Below are 16,690 nucleotides of genomic sequence, written 5' to 3' on the forward strand. Positions count from 1 at the left end.
TCTTCGCTCCGTGTCCTGCCCGAACGGCAAGCAAGTGGACTATAGCCATTGCGTCAGCGGCCAATGCAGCCCAGATCATCCCTGTCCTGTCGGCTACCTCTGCGTCCGCTACAGCGAGGGCGTGTCCTATTGCATTCCCGAGCCGGTCTGTACCGACGCCTCTTAGTGTGGTGTCCAGGAAATACGTTCGCGAATCCGGCGAAACTTAGTCGGAACTGGCATCCAGTCCTTGGTGCTCAAGCCTCGGAGTAAATCGAGGAGGTGCTTGTTGACCGCACGCAATGGGTCGAAGACCGGAAAAATCACGTTGTCGCATCAGTGGTGACGGTCAGCTGCAACCGCTTATTAGTCTGTGTACGGTGCTAGATCCTTTTCCACTCGAAGGGCAGCAGCTCAGACAGAGTCGCCATGCGACCGCGTGCGACAATGATGCGGGTTCTAGCGTTCGCATCGCTGACTTGGCGCATCAACTCACGACACCGTCCACACGGTGGAACTATCCGTGAGCCGCACACCGAAACGATAGTGTGAATCTCGGACTCTCTGGCCTTTAACATCTCCGCAATGGCTGAATACTCTGCGCATGAACCAAGGCTGCAGACCAGGTCGATGCAGATACCGGTATATACATTGCCCTTCGCAGTCACGAGTGCCGCCGCAACGCGACCAGCAACGCAATCAGGACCGGTACGGAATTCGCCGACTAACTGCGTCGCGGCCTGAATAAGATCGTCGTCAGTCATTGCGAAACTTGAGATCAGATGGCTCAACGACCAAGCTCAGCCGTGGATTGCCTAGCATAGCTCACGCCAATGCGTCGACTGGGGCGTCTTGCTAGGCACCATACGCGACCAATCCACGACACTCGACCTTTCCTGTCCCAGGCACGATTTCCCCTATGGCATAGGCCTCTTGCCCTTGGGCCCTAAGATGGCGAAGGACTTCGGCCTCATGCGCTCGACCGCATACGAGCGCCATTCCGACGCCCAGGTTAAAGGCACGGAGCATTTCATGGTCCGAGACCTGGCTCGCAGCACGTATCGCGCCAAAGATCGGCGCTGGTCGGTACAGCGCAAGGTTAATGCTGGCATCAACGGTGTGCGGAAGAATACGATCAAGATTCTCTCGTATTCCTCCTCCAGTAATGTGCGCGAGTCCAGAGATGAGCTTGAGAGGAAACAAATCCTTGAGGGAGCCGTAGTAGCAGCGGTGAGGCTCAAGAACGGCGTCGAGGAAGGATGTGCCTGCCACATCTTGTTTTGCCAAAGCAGGATCACGATTGAGAAGGTCGCGAATCAGGGTGTAGCCGTTCGTGTGAGGACCGGACGATGACAATGCAATCACAACGTCTCCGGGTGCAATGAGCGAACCGTCAATTATTCGGCTGCGTTCAACAACACCAACAATACTCGATCCTAGAATATACGTGCCTGCTGGAACGATGTCCGGCTGTTCCGTCGTTTCTCCACCTGTGAGTACACAGTTCTGAGCCTCGCATGCAGCGGCGCAAGCAGCCACGATTCGCGTCGCGATCGTCTTCTCCAATTGTCCGCAGACAATAAGATCCTGCACGGCGAGAGGTTCAGCGCCCATCACAATACAATCATTGATCAGGTGATTGATCATGTCCTGGCACACGGACTCGATGCGATCGTGTGCAAACGCGAGAACTTGTTTCGATCCTGGCTCCTCGGTTTTTAGGACAAGCACTGGCTCCGTGAATCGTTTGACGTCGAACAAGAACAACGATGAAAAGGCTCCGACCTTGTTCAAAAGGCGTGGGTCCCGATTGTCGAGCAGCTTCCCGAATCCTGCCTTCGTCTTATTTGCGACGTCGATGTTGACTCTATACTTCATAAGTCTCCAGGCGTCCGCCTGTGGAATCCAACTATTAGGTATGCTGCAGGCTGCTCGTGCAGTATCGAAAAATGTTTTCGGCAAGCGGAGAAGGGCAAGTCTAGTGCAAAGCCGCTTGCCTGGCAATGCTTCCGTCTCGTAGGTGGCGGGTCAGTTTCCTCTTTCGTCCTGCCCGGGAAAGCAGGCATTCAGCACTCTCGAGACTCAACGCCGAGGAGAGGCTTCGCCTGGATTTCTGCTCATGGGAATGACAAACTGCAGTACCTCAGATGGCAAACTGATTCACGACCGTCTCGTACCATTCCTTCCATAATCATGTAGGCAGAGTTGGCTAATGCGGTGATCGGCCTGCTCGGATATGCGACTGATGAATCACGGCGACGGAGCCAACTATTTCTTCTGATAGAACGGCAGGGTATGGACGGTGGCGTCGTGGCGCGTCCCGTCGATATCAATCGATAGGGCGCTGCCGGCGGTGCTGAAGTCCCGTAGCGGGAAGCCCAAGGCGATGACGGCGTTCATCTGCGGTGAACGTGTCGCGCTGCTGATCCAGCCGATCTCCCGGTCGCCACTGAAGAGCTTGGCTCCTTTCGGAGGAACCGTGGAGTCTTTGACGACGAGACCCACAAGGTGGCGGCGGACGTTGCCGTAGGTGTCCATGCGGGTGACGACTTCCTGCCCGGGGTAGCACCCTTTGCTCAGACTGAAGGCCTTGCTTTCGAGATTGGCCTCGGGCGGGACGATGTCCTCGTTTAGGTCCGGTCCGGCTTTCGGGATGCCCGCTTCGATGCGAAGGGCTTCACGAGCCTGGCTACCCATCGGTCGTATCCCATAAGCCTTGCCGGCCTCGATCAACCGTTCCCAGGCCGTGATCAATCCGTCCGCCGGGAGTAGAATCTCATAATCCTCTTCACCCGTTTCCTCCGTGCGCACGATCAGGGCGGCCTGCCCGCCGATCGTCGCGGGAACAAAATTGACGGGCTTGAGATCCGTTACGTCCGCGCCGAAGGCCGCCTTCACCGACATCGCGGCTTTCGGACCGCTGACGAGCAACAGCCCCCAGGTCTCCGCGCCATTGTCCATCTTGGCCTTGGTGCCGTAGAGGAGGAATTTGCGCAATGCGCTGTAGGTCGTCTCACCGATTTCGCCGACGTCTTCCAGCATGACCGCGTCGGCCAGCATATACACCCGGAAATACGTGAGCATTTTCCCTTTGTGCGTCAGGAAGCTCGAATACCGGCCTTGGCCAGGCTGAAGAGGCAGGAGGTCGTTGCTGATGACGCTCTGAAGCCATTTCACCCGATCCTCGCCGGTCACGCGCAATTTACCCCGGTGCGACAGGTCGGCCAGCCCCACGGATTCACGCGCCGCCCGGTGCTCGGCGGCGACGTCGCCGTAATGGGCGGGCATGCTCCAACCGGTCACGTCCTCGAAGGCTGCTCCGAGGCGGATATGGTGATCGTGCAAGCGGGATTGCTTTGGCATGAAATGTTCAATCGTGAATGTTTAATGTTGAATTGAAGTCATTCAGCGTTGAGCGTCGACAGAACTTCCTCGACCAATTCTCTCGTACGTGCCGAGAATTCGTTTCGCGAGACGATCTTCGTGACGCCCAAGGATTTGGCCCGGTTCCACGTATCCACTTCTTCGTGATTCGCAAAGGCCAGAACGGGGACTTTCTTCGTCCGAGCGTCGGCCTTCAACGTCTCCAAGGCTTGAAAGGCGTTCAGAACGTCATCGTTCATGTTGAGAATGACCGCGGCCGGCGACCCGGTGGATGAGATGCCCGCGATGTCCTGTTGCGAGCGGGCTCGTTCAAGCCTGAAGCCTCTGGGGCGCAGGGCATCGCGGACCTTCGTATAAAAGAAGATGTCGGTCACGCCGACGAGGATGGTGTGTCCGGTTGGCTGATCGGGTTGAGTCATCTGGAAACACTCGTCGTCCAAAATTATTGCGAACTCCGGACCGTCTTAATTCAACGAACTGATCAAACGGCCGAGCGACTTTTTGGCCAGGACGTAGTCCGGATTCAGCAAAAGAGCCTGCTTATAGGCTTCGATCGCATCGGTCCACTGACCTTTCTTCTCGTAGACCCTTCCGAGGTTCAGGTGAGGAAACGCGGGGCTTTCATAGCGTCTCGCCTGCATCGCCTTTTGAAACCAGGGAATCGCCTCGTCGAACTGGCCCTTCTCGATGAGATAGGCGCCGATGTCGTTGTACGGGTTGCCGAAGTCAGGATCCCGGGCAATGGCCATGCGACACTCGTCGATGGCGTCGTCGAGGCGGCCCATAAAACTGTAGGTCCAACCCAAGAACGTATGGGCTTCCGCTGTCGGATGAACCGACAAGGATTGGCGATAGAGCGACACGGCTTCCTCCAACTCATTTTTCATCTGCCGCTCGTACGCCTGTTGGAAGAGGCACCAGGCTTCTCGTTTGTCCTCTTCCCGACCGTCGCCTTGTGTTAAGAAGTCTTGGACATCCATGGCCAGTCTACGAGCAGATGGCGTATGGCATATAGCGTAGGCGCGAAATAAGGTAAGCGCAATCCTTCAGTCCGGCTTTGGCCATATGCTCTTTGCTATACGCTCCTACTCCTGCTTCAGCTTTTTCTTGATCAACTCCGCTCCGTATCGACCGGATAGTAGCATAGACCCGAAAGCCGGTCCCATGCGGGGGGTGCCGTGGACGGCCGAGACGGCCAAGCCTATCACGAAACAATTGGGATAGACCTCACCCGTATGATCCATGACGTCTTCTTCCGAACGGGAGACCCACATGGCGCCGTTGCCCGGCACCTCGGTGTAAAGGCTTCGTTTATGCAGCAGGCTGACGACGACTGCGTCATGACCGGTGGCATCGACGACAATCTTGCTTTCCAAGGCGATCGGATCGACGTGGATGAGATCGTGGCCGGCCATTTCGGCGGTCGTATTATTGACGACCACTCCGTCCAGGGATCCGTCACGGCGGAGAATCAGGTCGACCACCCTCGTGAGATTCAGGACTTTTGCCCCTGCCCGATAAGCCGCGGCGATCAGCGCGCCGGTGGCATGCGGCGGATCCACGATGTACATCCCCTCGCAGTCCTTGATTCTCTTGCAGGGGACATCAATCTCGTCGAGGATCTTATGGGCCGGAGCGCAGATCGTGGCCTTGTTCATCAAGTAGCCGCCGTGCCAGAACCCGCCGCCAAGCGCGAGGTTCTGCTCGACAATGACCGTCTTGAATCCCATGTCGGCCAGATCGTGTGCACAGATCAGTCCGGAGGGTCCCGCGCCGACGATGATGACGTCGCTTTCGATGAGTTGATCGAATTCTTTGTAGTACTCGCGGGCGATCTGTCTGGTGATGTCTCGTTCTCTCAATGGAGCGGGTTTTGGCTTTCCCATCCTTGTGTTCCTTCTGCGAATGCTGAACCGGCCTCCAACTTCGTTCTCAGTCGCTCGTTCCCCTCAACGTACCAAACGACAGTACGCCTCGGGGTCCTCGCTCCCTGCGGCCTTGTTGGGAGGCTGGTTTGAGCATCCGTCTTCGGACTGATCCTAACGGTAAATTTCAGAGCCTGCTTTTCGGAATTCCTCAGACTTTTCCTTCATTCCAATTTGGATGGCTTGCTGCTCGGACACCTGTTTGCTGGCGGCATAGTCCCGCACATCCTGAGTGATCTTCATCGAGCAGAAATGCGGCCCGCACATGCTGCAGAAGTGGGAGACCTTGGCCGCGTTGTCCGGAAGCGTCTCGTCGTGGAATTGCACGGCGGTGTCCGGGTCGAGGGACAGGTTGAATTGGTCCTCCCACCGAAACTCGAACCGCGCCTTCGACAGGGCATTGTCCCTGATCTGAGCGCCCGGATGGCCCTTGGCCAGGTCGGCCGCATGAGCGGCGATCTTGTAGGTCACGACGCCGACTTTCACGTCTTCGCGGTCGGGCAGGCCCAAGTGCTCCTTGGGCGTGACATAGCAGAGCATGGCGCATCCGTACCAGCCGATCATGGCTGCGCCGATTCCCGACGTGATGTGGTCGTAGCCGGGGGCGATGTCGGTGGTGAGCGGGCCGAGCGTATAGAACGGCGCTTCGTGACAGGCCTGCAGCTGCTTCTCCATGTTGACTTTGATCAGGTGCATCGGCACGTGACCCGGTCCCTCGATCATCACTTGCACGTCATGCTGCCAGGCGATCTTCGTCAGCTCGCCCAGGGTTTCAAGCTCCGCGAATTGCGCCTCGTCATTGGCATCGGCGATGGAGCCCGGCCGCAGCCCGTCTCCCAGACTGAAGGAGACGTCGTAGGCCTTCATGATCTCGCAGATTTCTTCGAAGTGCGTATAAGCAAAGTTGTCCTGGTGGTGGGCTAGACACCACTTGGCGTGAATCGAGCCGCCGCGCGACACGATTCCGGTCATGCGCTGCGCGGTCAACGGCACGTAGGCCAGGCGGACGCCGGCATGGATCGTAAAATAGTCGACGCCCTGCTCGGCCTGCTCGATAAGCGTATCCCGATAAATGTCCCAGGTCAGGTCTTCGGCCTTCCCGCCCACCTTTTCGAGCGCCTGGTAGATCGGCACGGTGCCGATCGGAACCGGCGAATTGCGGATGATCCACTCCCGCGTCTCGTGGATGTTCTTTCCCGTGGAGAGATCCATGACCGTATCGGCTCCCCAGCGGATCGACCAGATCATCTTTTCCACTTCTTCTTCGATCGAGGACGCGACGGCGGAGTTCCCGATGTTCGAGTTGATCTTGACCAGAAAATTCCGGCCGATGATCATCGGTTCCGTCTCCGGGTGGTTGATGTTGGCCGGAATGATCGCCCGTCCCCTGGCGACTTCGTCCCGTACGAACTCCGGTGTGATGGTTCGGGGAATGTTCGCGCCCCAAGCCTCCCCCGGATGCTGCACCGTTCCGCCCCCGTGGCCGTTCCGCGAGGCCAATTCGCGTGCGACCTCGCGCGATTGGTTTTCCCTGATTGCGATGAATTCCATCTCGGGTGTGACCACGCCCTTGCGGGCGTAGTGGAGTTGCGTCACATTCTTACCCGGCTTGGCGCGCAGCGGTTTGCGGACGTGCCCGAAGCGCAGATCCGCCAGCTTGGGGTCGGCGGCCCGTGCGCGTCCGTACTCCGAGGTGACGTCCGGGAGCTGCTCGGCGTCCTCGCGCGAACGAATCCACTCCTGACGGGACGGGGCCAACCCGGCTCGAATATCGATGGTGATCGACGGATCGGTGTAGGGACCCGATGTATCGTAGACCGTGATGGGTTCGTTGGGTGTCGGCGCCTCACCCTTCATCGACTTGGTCGGTGACAAGGCGATTTCCCGCATCGGAACCCGCACGCCAGGCTGGGTTCCGGAGACGAAGACCTTCCGCGATGCGGGAAAGGGACTGGTCGTGATCGCCTTCTGGCCGTGACCGTTGTCGGAGCCGTTCTTGCTCATGGCGAGATTCCTTTCGTCTGAACCACCATCGATTGGTCGATCCTCGTTCCGTACAAACTAAAAAGCCGCACCCACGGGGTAGGGGCGGCTCAGAGTCAGCGTCTTCTGCTGTTCCGCTTCCCTACGCTGGTATTACCCAGGTCAGGTTGTGAGGGTCGTCCGTCCAAGAACTCCGGCGGACTCTCAGCCTTTTGGCACCCCTAGCTCGTGATCTAAAATCGTAGTCTGCGGCGAGACCGAAGTCAACGTGCTATTAGACCCATTAGGACTAGGTCCATCTATCCTCCGGCAGTCCGATTCGCTTGCCTGCCGGGAGCCGGACCGAGCCGTTTGGTCGGCGGTTTCGTTGATTGTCGGAGAACGCGTGTCGTACAATGAACGTTCCTTTGCAGGCTAGGTGAGGCACGGTCTGGACATGTTAGCTACGGTACCCAAGCCGATCAGCGATTATCAGGGGCTCGCGGGCGACGAGCTGTTCCGCCGGACGGCGCAGGCGAAGCGCGTCCTCGGCGATCGGGTTATGATTCTCGGACACAACTATCAGCGGGACGAGGTGATCGAACACGCCGATTTTCGGGGTGATTCGCTTCTGCTGTCCAAACTCGCGGCGGAGCGGTCCGAGCGGCCCTACGTCGTCTTTTGCGGCGTGCATTTCATGGCCGAGACGGCGGACATTCTCAGCCGGTCGAATCAAACCGTCATTCTTCCGGACATGGCGGCCGGCTGTTCGATGGCGGATATGGCGGCGATCGAGCAGGTGGATCAATGTTGGGAAACGTTGGGGCGCATCCTCCCGGTCGAGGAGACCGTCATGCCGGCCGTCTATGTGAATTCCGCGGCAGTCCTGAAGGCCTTTTGCGGCGAGCACGGCGGCATCACCTGTACGTCGTCCAACGCCAGGGCCGTGATCGAATGGTGCTGGGCCAGACGCGAAAAGATTCTGTTTTTCCCGGACGAGCATCTGGGCCGCAATACCGCCAACAAGATGGGATTGCCGCGCGAGCAGATGATCGTGTGGGATCCCTATCAGCCGAACGGCGGTAACAGCCGCGAAGCCATCAAGCGGGCGAAGCTGATTCTCTGGAAAGGCCATTGCAGCGTCCATCAGATGTTTCAGCCGGTACACGTCGACAATTTCAGGAAGCAGTATCCGGACGGCAAGGTGATCGTTCATCCGGAGTGCCATGAGGACGTGGTCAACAAGGCGGATTTGTCCGGGTCCACGGAATTCATCATCAAGACGGTGTCCGCGGCTCCCACCGGATCGATCTGGGCGGTGGGGACGGAACTCAATCTCGTCAACCGGTTGAAGCGTGACATGACCGACAGGAAGGTATTCTTTCTCTCGTCCACCGTCTGTCAATGCGCAACCATGTTCAGGATCGACGGCGCGCATCTCTGTTGGGCCATGGAGAATCTTGCCGACAGGCACGTCGTCAACCATATCGTGGTTCCCGAAGACGAGAAGCGGTGGGCCAAGGTGGCGCTCGACCGGATGATGGCAATCAGCTAAGTGCCGCCGTGCCGAATCGATGCAAGATGGAGATTGCCTCCGACTTCCTCCTCCTGTAGATTCCCATCCACCGTCAACCGCCGTATCAGGATCAGGCAAAGCAGGCCGAACCGATGGACTACAAAGCAACGCTTAATCTGCCCAAAACCGATTTTCCCATGAAGGCGAACCTGCCGCAGCGGGAACCCGAACTGCTGGCTTGGTGGGAAAAGGAACGCCTGTACGAAGAGATCCAGCAGGCCGGGCAGGGGCGGCCCCGCTACGTCCTCCACGACGGTCCTCCTTATGCCAACGGCCGAATTCATATCGGCCACGCCTTGAACAAGATTCTCAAGGACATCATCGTCAAGTCGAAAACCATGGCGGGCTTTCACGTGCCGTATGTGCCGGGTTGGGATTGCCATGGTTTGCCGATCGAGCATCAGGTGCTGAAGGATCTCGGCGAAAAGAAGAAGACCCTCGATGCCACGACGATCCGCCGGCTCTGCCGGGAATATGCCGAGAAGTTCCGCGACATCCAGCGCGAAGAGTTTCAACGTCTGGGCACGCTCGGCGATTGGCAGCACCCGTATCTGACCATGAATCCGGGCTACGAAGCGACGATCGTGCGGGAGTTCGGCAAGTTCGTGGAGCGTGGGGGCGTCTACAAGGGTCTCAAGCCGGTGCTGTGGTGTACGCAGGATCAGACCGCGCTGGCCGAGGCGGAAGTGGAGTATGACGATCACACCTCACCATCGATCTACGTCAAGTTTCCCATCGTCAATCCTCCCCGGTCATTCCCCGGACGCCACGACGGCGTGTCGGCGGATCGAACGTCCTATGCCGTCGTGATTTGGACGACGACTCCCTGGACTCTTCCGGCCAATCAGGCGGTCTGTCTCCATCCCGACATCGACTATGCGTTCGTGCAGGTGGGAGAAGAGATCTTGGTCATGGCCGACAAGCTGGTGGAGCGCGTGGCCAAGGCCTGCGAGTTGAAAGAGGCCCGCGTGCTGGGGATGAAGAAGGGGCAAGACGGCTTCGAGGGGCTCGAAACTCAGCGCCCCATGAGCACGGGACTGTCGCCGATTCTGCTGGGAGATTTCGTCACGCTCGATCAGGGCACCGGCTGCGTGCACATCGCGCCGGGACACGGCATGGAAGACTACATCCTGGTCCAGGAATACAACGCCAAAGCGTCTCCCGGCGAGCGGCTGGAGATCCTGGCGCCGGTCGATGACGCGGGACGGTTCACCGACGCGGTGGAAGGCTTTTCCGGGCAGCATGTCTTCAAGGCCAACCCTGGCATCGTGGAGCGGCTCAAGGAGACGGGAAAACTATTGGGACACGGGACGCTGAACCACTCCTATCCCCACTGCTGGCGTTGCAAGAGCCCGGTCATCTTCCGTGCTACGGAACAGTGGTTCGTCTCCATGGAGACGAACGAACTCCGCCGGGAGACCCTGGCCGAAATCAATCGCGTGCAATGGGTTCCGCCCTGGGGCAAGGATCGGATCACCGGCATGATCACGAATCGGCCGGATTGGTGTTTGTCGCGCCAACGTGTATGGGGCGTGCCGATTCCTGGATTCACCTGTGCCGGCTGCCGCAGGGTGATGGCCGAGCCGGTTCTGATCGAACACCTCGCCGTCCTGATGGAATCGGGAGGATCGGATATTTGGTTCGAACGACCGGCGTCGGAGTTGCTGCCTCCCGGCACGACGTGCGGACAGTGCGGCGGAACTACATTCGAAAAGGAACATGACATTCTCGACGTCTGGTTCGAATCCGGCGTCAGTTATGCCGCCGTGCTCAAGCCGCACAAGTGGTGGCCGGCTGATTTGTATCTCGAAGGTTCGGATCAGCATCGGGGCTGGTTCCATAGTTCGTTGCTCGCCGGCGTCATCACCGACGGGCGCGCGCCATACAAAGCCGTCCTGACGCACGGGTTCGTCCTCGATGGGCAAGGTAAAAAGATGTCGAAGTCGGCTGGGAATGTTGTTGCACCACAGGAGGTGATCAAGCAGTTTGGAGCTGAAATTTTGAGGTTTTGGGTGGCAGCACAGGATTATCGCGATGATGTTCGGATTTCTAAAGATATTCTAAGTCAGCTCGTCGAGGTATACCGAAAAATTAGGAATACCTGCAGGTTTATGCTGAGCAATCTCTATGACTTTGACCCCTCGAAAGATCGAGTGCCATATGAACGGTTGCCGGAACTCGACCGATGGGCGTTAATCAAGCTTCACAACCTTATTGAGGTTGTGAAAAAGAGTTACGAAGATTTTGATTTTCGCCAAATCATCCATGAACTCGATTATTTCTGTGCCGTGTATATGAGCGCCGTGTATCTCGACATTCTCAAGGATCGTCTCTACACGTTCCGCGCAGATGCTCCCTTGCGCCGCGGGTCACAGACTGTGCTCTTTGAGATCATAGTCGCCATGACGAAATTGATGGCTCCGATTCTAAGCTTTACGACGGAGGAAATTTGGCGCACATTACCTAAGTCTTCAGATGCGGGACAGCAGAACTCAAGTGTGCATCTGGTAGCATTCCCAGAATCAGATCCAAAATGGATCGATCCCGAACTGGAACAGAATTGGAGTGATTTCTTATTGCCTGTGCGAAGTCTGGTGCTTGGTAAACTGGAGGAAAAGCGGAGAAACAGAATCATAGGATCTTCGCTTGAAGCAAAGGTGATCCTCTATGCGCAGCGAGCGAACCCTGCTCAGTATGATTCTCTAAGGTTGTACGAAGACTTCTTGCCAGCCTTCTTTATCGTTTCGCAGGTCGAATTGCTTGGGGTAGATCAGGTACCGACCGATGCTTGCTTTTCGATAGATCTTGCTGCAGGAATTGCTGTTGATGTGGTTCCAGCAGGAGGAAAAAAGTGCGAGCGGTGCTGGAATTATCGAGAGGCAGTCGGAAAAGATGAGGGTCACCCCACCCTCTGCGACCGTTGCGTGGAGGCGGTGCGGTGAGCCCGACCGCGCTCCGTTACGGAGGGCTGACCCTGCTCGGAATCCTGATCGTATTGGTGGATCAGGTAACAAAACAATGGGTCATGCAGTCCATGCGGTTGCATGAGTCCATCGTGGTCGTTCCCAACCTCTTCAGCATTACCTACATCCGGAATCCGGGGGCCGCGTTCGGATTGCTGGCCGGCAGCAGCAACGCCTTTCGCATGGTCTTCTTCGGCGTGACGTCTCTGTTCGCGCTGGGCCTCCTGGGGACGATTCTGGCCCGGCTGCCCGAGAAAGATTGGATCGGGCAGGTGAGCATCGCCGCGATCCTCGGAGGAGCGATCGGAAATTTGATCGATCGGTTACGGTTCGGCGAGGTAATCGATTTTCTGGACGTCTATGTCGACATGTATCATTGGCCGGCGTTCAACGTGGCCGACTCCGCCATCAGCGTGGGGGTCGTGTGCCTGATCGTGCATTTTGCGTTCGAACGAAAAGAGACGCCGCTGCCGGAACCGGATCCTCCCCCGACGTCCCTATCTTCTTAGAGTAGAGCGGCTAGCCGGGAAGGGGAACGATGAACCCTCCCTGTTCGTGAAACTGGCGCTGCTGGTCCGTCGAAAACATCACCAGCGGTTCGCTGTGGCAGAATTGACATTCATTCACGGTCACCGTGACGTCTCCCTCGCCCAGTTCTTCCATGTATCGCTTCGCCAGCTTGAGCGCCGTCGCTTCGTCGGTCGTTATGACGTCGAAATGGAGCGGCCCCTGCTTCCCACGCACTTTCGCGTCGAATATGTGGACGGTGTCCGCCATGAATAAGGTGGGTCGTCACAGACCAAAGATATACAGGACGGCGAGTCCCATGACGATTCTGTAATAGGCGAATGGACGCAGCGTGTGGTGCTTGACGAAGGACAGGAACGCCGCGATCACGATCCAGGCGACGACAAAGGAGACGGCAAGGCCGATCGCCAGCGCGACGTAGTCCTCCTGCTGAAACACTCCGCGTGATTTCCAGATTTGATAGCAGGTTGCGACGATCAACGTCGGGAGCGCCAGAAAAAACGAGTATTCCGTGGCGACCTTACGATCCAAGCCCACCAGCAAGCCGCCGATGATCGTCGAACCCGAGCGTGACATGCCGGGAACGAGCGACGCGCATTGGGCGACGCCGATCATGATCGCCTGGCGCAGGCCGACCTGTTCAAGTTGCTGTACATCTGGTTTCCTCGTGCGGGCTTCAACCGCCAAAATGATCAATCCGCCCACGATGGAGGTGATGGCGACGGTCTGCGGGCTGAAGAGGTGAGCTTTGATCCAACCGTGCGTCGCCAGTCCCACCAGACCGGCGGGGAGAAATGCCGCGCCCAAGCCGATGAGGAACCAGAGATGCGGATGTGCTACCAGGGATCGGCGAAGCGTGAGACTCAACGATTCGGTGCCGCCGCCAATCGAACGCCGAAAATCCGCTTGCTCGCCCATTGCGCGTGAAAGGAGCGTTCTCAGCTTTTCCCGCTCGTATGCCACGACGGCGAGGATGGCCCCCAACTGGATGGAGATCTCGGCATTGGCGGCCAGATCGCCGGTAAACCCCAGTGCATGCCCCACGAGAATGAGATGGCCGGTCGAGGAGACCGGGAGAAATTCGGTCAGTCCTTCGACAATGCCGAGAATCACCGCCAGGGCGGGGCCCCATTCATTCATCTGCGTTCCTTTGGATGAGAGTGTGACGAGAGGTCTCTGCATAATCACAAAGTGACCGTCTCCCGTCAAGCAGACATGAAAAACCGATGATCGGAACTCCGGATGCCGCGGCTGGGCGTCAAACTTGTTGACAAAGAGTGAGGCTTGGCATACACAGTGGAGGGGTGCGAAAAGACGCGATGACACACGTAGCCTAAGACAGCCGTGACGCGAAGGGACGGCGATCAGGATAAGGGGAGGTTCGCATGAGGTCAGTGTGGATGACGGCGATTGTCGCAGCGGGGGCGTTTTCGATCATGGGTTGTGTCGTCAGCGACCGCAAGTACCAGGAGGCGATAGCCGAAGGCGACGCCGCAAAGACCGAATTGGCCACGATGCGCACGCAGAAGAGCGCATTGGAGCAGCAGGTCAAGACATTGAAGGAATTGAACGTCAAATTCGGTAATGAAGCCCAGGCCGCCCACGACGAGTTGGAGCGCATACAGCACAGCCGGGACAAAGAACGGGGAAGCATTGAAGCACGGACCAAGGAACTCGAGGATCGCGTTCGGCAGTTGACCGTACAAAACCGGGCCATGAAATCGGAATATGAAGACGCCAAGCGGCACAATGAAACACTGAAGTCCCTGGTCGCTCGCTATCAGAAGGAACTCAAGGAACGGAGCGTCACCGGATCATTAGCTCCCTCCGCCGCCTCGCCGCCGGCCATGGTTCCGGCTCCGATGCCACCGTCCACCGTCACCCCCCCATCGGCCGGAGCAGGCCTGATGAACGTTAATAAGGCCTCCGCTGGCGATATGGTGCTGGTGCTGGGTATCTCGAAGGAGATGGCTGACCGGATCGTGATGAACCGTCCCTACAAGGTCAAGGGTGAATTGGTTGCGAAAAACGTCGTGCCGAAGGAAACGTTCGATACGATCAGGGAGCGCATCAGCGTCAGCCCATAGTGGCGTATCTGGAAGCCTATGCCGAGGGGACGTGTGATTGAGCGGCGTCACCCTACGGAGGATGCCTCGGCGGGAACGTGACGAAATATGGGCTAGGCAGTGGCACGACAGGCCATCCATGCATATGGATGGCCTGTCGTGCTTTTAGGGTGGAGAGGATGATTCTGGTTCGTGCGTCTTGTTAGAATGAGAGGGCTTGTCATCATGGAGAAACGACCCTCGTCATGCGCCGCCTCGTTCTGATTGTCGCGGTATTGGCCGTCGGATTGGTCATCGGCGGCTACGTCTTTTTCAACGGTGAACGGAAGACGCCGATTCGATACCGCTCTGCGTCGGTGGAGCGGGGCACGGTCGTGTCACTGGTGACCGCAACCGGTACGATCGCGCCGGTGGTGTCGGTTCAGGTCGGCACGCAAGTCTCCGGCATGATCAAGAGCTTGCACGCCGACTTCAATTCCGTGGTCAAGGCCGGGGACATCGTGGCGGTGATCGACCCTGAGCCTTTTCGAGCCCGTCGAGATCAGGCCGCCAGTAATCTTGAAATGGCACGGGCGACATTGGCCCGGGCAAGGACCGAGCAGGCCCAGCGCCATCGCGAACTGGAGCGGACGAAGTCGCTGCTGTCCCAGCAATTCGTGTCGCAGAATGATGTGGATGTAGCCCTCACCAACGCTCAGGGAGCCGAAGCGCAGGTGAGCGTCGCGATTGCTCAGGGGAAGCAGGCGGAAGCCGCGCTCAATGCCGCGGAATTGGATCTGAAATACACCGTCATCCGATCGCCGGTGAACGGCATCGTCGTGGCCAGAAACGTCGAAGTGGGCCAGACGGTCGCCGCGAGTTTCGCCACGCCCAACCTGTTCTTGATCGCCCTCGACCTGACGAAGATGGAAGTCGATACCAACGTGAGCGAGTCCGATATCGGGGGCATTACGGAAGGGAAGGACGCCATGTTTACCGTCGACGCGTATCCGGGAGTTCCGTTTTCCGGCACCATCAGACAGGTGCGCATCGCGCCGATCAACGTGCAGAACGTGGTCACGTATAACGTGGTGGTCGGTGTGGACAATAAGGACTTGCGGCTCAAGCCTGGGATGACCGCGAACGTGTCGATCGTCGTGGCTCAGCGGGAGAACGTGCTCAAGATTCCCAATGCCGCGCTCCGGTTCATGCCTCCGAAATCCGAACTGGTCAACGGCAGTCCGTCCGGCGCCGGCGTCCGAGCCGTGGCGACGGGCGATGTAGGGGGCCTGCCGTCCCGATTCGTCTGGAAGGAACGGGAAAATGGCGAACTGGTCTCGGTTCCGGTTCAGGGCGGCATATCGGACGGCCTCTGGACTGAATTGGTTTCGGGAGACGTTGCCGAAGGCGAGGCCGTGATCGTCGGCATCGAGCAGTTCCGAGGAGAACGACGGAGCAGCGATCTGCCGCCGGGGTTCGGCGCTCCGCCGCGTCGCCAGTCCCGCGAGCGAGGCATGTGACGTTCTCGTCCGTCCGCGCCGGTATCGAGCGATGAATCGTCAGTCTTACCCCAAATCCGGTCATGGTCCCTTGCGGCCGGACGCGTTCCTCCATCGGTCATGGCTTCGCTGATCTCCTGTCGTGACATCTGGAAGGTGTATCGGGTCGGCGATGTTCAGGTCGAAGCGCTTTGTGGCGTGGAACTCACGATCGAGCGGGGCGAATTCGTCGCGGTCATGGGCTCCTCAGGATCCGGCAAGTCCACATTGATGAACATTCTCGGTTGCCTCGACCAACCGACGAGAGGCAGCTACCAACTCGGCGGTGTCGAAGTCGCAAGCATGCGTTCGGATCGGTTGGCCGAAATCCGCAACCGCCAGATCGGATTCGTCTTTCAAAGCTTCAATCTCATCCCCAGGACCAGTTCGCTGGAAAATGCTCAGTTGCCGCTGTTCTATCGAGGACTCCCGCTCAAAGAGCAGCGCCGGCAGGCGGCGGAAGCGCTTCGGCGTGTCGGCTTGATCGGGCGGGAAAGCCATTTCCCCGCTCAACTATCCGGTGGCCAACAGCAACGCGTCGCCATTGCTCGGGCGTTGGTGACGTCGCCGACTCTTCTGCTGGCCGATGAGCCGACGGGTAATCTGGACAGCAGGTCCAGCGAGGAGATCATGGAAATCTTGCAGGGGCTCAACCGCGAGGGTATGACGGTCGTCGTGGTCACGCATGAGCCGGACGTCGCGGTCTACGCATCACGGGAGATCGTCGTGACGGACGGCCGGATCGTGAGCGACCGAACGGTGCGGCCGTCTCAAGAGGCGGGGCACTAGC

Annotated in this window: 15 protein-coding genes and 1 riboswitch; of the genes, 6 read left to right on the plus strand and 9 right to left on the minus strand. The window is 58.3% G+C overall.

The window, feature by feature from the left end:
* Positions 1-362: 362 nt before the first annotated feature.
* The 7 genes from NSJP_RS19945 to thiC form a co-directional block, all read right to left on the minus strand.
* On the minus strand, positions 363-743 hold the full coding sequence (locus NSJP_RS19945; protein WP_080886652.1) for a cytidine deaminase family protein: 381 nt from the start codon (positions 741-743) through the stop codon (positions 363-365).
* A 91-nt stretch (positions 744-834) separates the two neighbouring features.
* Complete coding sequence (purM, locus tag NSJP_RS09415) at positions 835-1,857, minus strand: phosphoribosylformylglycinamidine cyclo-ligase (RefSeq protein WP_080886653.1); 1,023 nt, start codon at positions 1,855-1,857, stop codon at positions 835-837.
* A gap of 390 nt (positions 1,858-2,247) precedes the next feature.
* The gene (gene ygfZ, locus NSJP_RS09420) at positions 2,248-3,342 is read right to left on the minus strand and encodes a CAF17-like 4Fe-4S cluster assembly/insertion protein YgfZ (RefSeq protein WP_080886654.1); all 1,095 of its coding nucleotides are present in this window, start codon (positions 3,340-3,342) and stop codon (positions 2,248-2,250) included.
* 38 nt (positions 3,343-3,380) lie between these two features.
* Positions 3,381-3,782 (minus strand): response regulator, encoded by a 402-nt coding sequence (locus tag NSJP_RS09425; protein ID WP_080886655.1) that lies wholly within the window; start codon positions 3,780-3,782, stop codon positions 3,381-3,383.
* Positions 3,783-3,827: 45 nt separating this feature from the next.
* The gene (locus NSJP_RS09430; RefSeq protein ID WP_080886656.1) at positions 3,828-4,343 is read right to left on the minus strand and encodes a tetratricopeptide repeat protein; all 516 of its coding nucleotides are present in this window, start codon (positions 4,341-4,343) and stop codon (positions 3,828-3,830) included.
* Positions 4,344-4,448: 105 nt separating this feature from the next.
* Positions 4,449-5,249 (minus strand): sulfide-dependent adenosine diphosphate thiazole synthase, encoded by an 801-nt coding sequence (locus tag NSJP_RS09435; RefSeq protein WP_080886657.1) that lies wholly within the window; start codon positions 5,247-5,249, stop codon positions 4,449-4,451.
* A 153-nt stretch (positions 5,250-5,402) separates the two neighbouring features.
* Complete coding sequence (gene thiC / locus NSJP_RS09440) at positions 5,403-7,292, minus strand: phosphomethylpyrimidine synthase ThiC (RefSeq protein WP_080886658.1); 1,890 nt, start codon at positions 7,290-7,292, stop codon at positions 5,403-5,405.
* A 101-nt stretch (positions 7,293-7,393) separates the two neighbouring features.
* Positions 7,394-7,504, minus strand: a riboswitch (TPP riboswitch).
* A 203-nt stretch (positions 7,505-7,707) separates the two neighbouring features.
* Between thiC and nadA the strand changes: the two genes are divergently transcribed.
* From nadA to lspA, 3 genes are all read left to right on the plus strand, one after another.
* Complete coding sequence (gene nadA, locus NSJP_RS09445; protein WP_080886659.1) at positions 7,708-8,805, plus strand: quinolinate synthase NadA; 1,098 nt, start codon at positions 7,708-7,710, stop codon at positions 8,803-8,805.
* Between the two features lie 113 nt (positions 8,806-8,918).
* Positions 8,919-11,768 (plus strand): isoleucine--tRNA ligase, encoded by a 2,850-nt coding sequence (gene ileS, locus NSJP_RS09450; protein ID WP_080886660.1) that lies wholly within the window; start codon positions 8,919-8,921, stop codon positions 11,766-11,768.
* Complete coding sequence (lspA, locus tag NSJP_RS09455) at positions 11,765-12,298, plus strand: signal peptidase II (protein WP_080886661.1); 534 nt, start codon at positions 11,765-11,767, stop codon at positions 12,296-12,298. The genes ileS and lspA overlap by 4 nt, the downstream gene beginning before the upstream one ends.
* A gap of 10 nt (positions 12,299-12,308) precedes the next feature.
* Here lspA and NSJP_RS09460 read toward each other — a convergent pair whose 3' ends face one another.
* Both NSJP_RS09460 and NSJP_RS09465 read right to left on the minus strand, forming a co-directional pair.
* A complete protein-coding gene (locus tag NSJP_RS09460) occupies positions 12,309-12,566 on the minus strand; it encodes a DUF2024 family protein (RefSeq protein WP_080886662.1) in 258 nt (85 codons plus the stop codon).
* A gap of 15 nt (positions 12,567-12,581) precedes the next feature.
* Positions 12,582-13,457 (minus strand): undecaprenyl-diphosphate phosphatase, encoded by an 876-nt coding sequence (locus NSJP_RS09465; RefSeq protein WP_080886663.1) that lies wholly within the window; start codon positions 13,455-13,457, stop codon positions 12,582-12,584.
* Between the two features lie 245 nt (positions 13,458-13,702).
* Between NSJP_RS09465 and NSJP_RS09470 the strand changes: the two genes are divergently transcribed.
* The 3 genes from NSJP_RS09470 to NSJP_RS09480 all read left to right on the plus strand — a co-directional run bounded on the left by NSJP_RS09470 (position 13,703) and on the right by NSJP_RS09480 (position 16,689).
* On the plus strand, positions 13,703-14,404 hold the full coding sequence (locus NSJP_RS09470) for a ComEA family DNA-binding protein (RefSeq protein WP_155970031.1): 702 nt from the start codon (positions 13,703-13,705) through the stop codon (positions 14,402-14,404).
* 224 nt (positions 14,405-14,628) lie between these two features.
* A complete protein-coding gene (locus tag NSJP_RS09475; RefSeq protein ID WP_080886665.1) occupies positions 14,629-15,882 on the plus strand; it encodes an efflux RND transporter periplasmic adaptor subunit in 1,254 nt (417 codons plus the stop codon).
* 99 nt (positions 15,883-15,981) lie between these two features.
* Complete coding sequence (locus tag NSJP_RS09480) at positions 15,982-16,689, plus strand: ABC transporter ATP-binding protein (RefSeq protein WP_080886666.1); 708 nt, start codon at positions 15,982-15,984, stop codon at positions 16,687-16,689.
* Position 16,690: the final 1 nt, after the last annotated feature.

The sequence above is a fragment of the Nitrospira japonica genome, from assembly GCF_900169565.1.
Taxonomy (GTDB): domain Bacteria; phylum Nitrospirota; class Nitrospiria; order Nitrospirales; family Nitrospiraceae; genus Nitrospira_C; species Nitrospira_C japonica_A.

Coding starts and splice junctions, on each gene's coding strand:
- NSJP_RS19945 (WP_080886652.1), bottom strand. CDS start 743: ATGACTGACGACGATCTTATTCAGGCCGCGACGCAGTTAGTCGGCGAA.
- purM (WP_080886653.1), bottom strand. CDS start 1,857: ATGAAGTATAGAGTCAACATCGACGTCGCAAATAAGACGAAGGCAGGA.
- ygfZ (WP_080886654.1), bottom strand. CDS start 3,342: ATGCCAAAGCAATCCCGCTTGCACGATCACCATATCCGCCTCGGAGCA.
- NSJP_RS09425 (WP_080886655.1), bottom strand. CDS start 3,782: ATGACTCAACCCGATCAGCCAACCGGACACACCATCCTCGTCGGCGTG.
- NSJP_RS09430 (WP_080886656.1), bottom strand. CDS start 4,343: ATGGATGTCCAAGACTTCTTAACACAAGGCGACGGTCGGGAAGAGGAC.
- NSJP_RS09435 (WP_080886657.1), bottom strand. CDS start 5,249: ATGGGAAAGCCAAAACCCGCTCCATTGAGAGAACGAGACATCACCAGA.
- thiC (WP_080886658.1), bottom strand. CDS start 7,292: ATGAGCAAGAACGGCTCCGACAACGGTCACGGCCAGAAGGCGATCACG.
- nadA (WP_080886659.1), top strand. CDS start 7,708: ATGTTAGCTACGGTACCCAAGCCGATCAGCGATTATCAGGGGCTCGCG.
- ileS (WP_080886660.1), top strand. CDS start 8,919: ATGGACTACAAAGCAACGCTTAATCTGCCCAAAACCGATTTTCCCATG.
- NSJP_RS09460 (WP_080886662.1), bottom strand. CDS start 12,566: ATGGCGGACACCGTCCACATATTCGACGCGAAAGTGCGTGGGAAGCAG.
- NSJP_RS09465 (WP_080886663.1), bottom strand. CDS start 13,457: ATGAATGAATGGGGCCCCGCCCTGGCGGTGATTCTCGGCATTGTCGAA.
- NSJP_RS09470 (WP_155970031.1), top strand. CDS start 13,703: ATGAGGTCAGTGTGGATGACGGCGATTGTCGCAGCGGGGGCGTTTTCG.
- NSJP_RS09475 (WP_080886665.1), top strand. CDS start 14,629: ATGCGCCGCCTCGTTCTGATTGTCGCGGTATTGGCCGTCGGATTGGTC.
- NSJP_RS09480 (WP_080886666.1), top strand. CDS start 15,982: ATGGCTTCGCTGATCTCCTGTCGTGACATCTGGAAGGTGTATCGGGTC.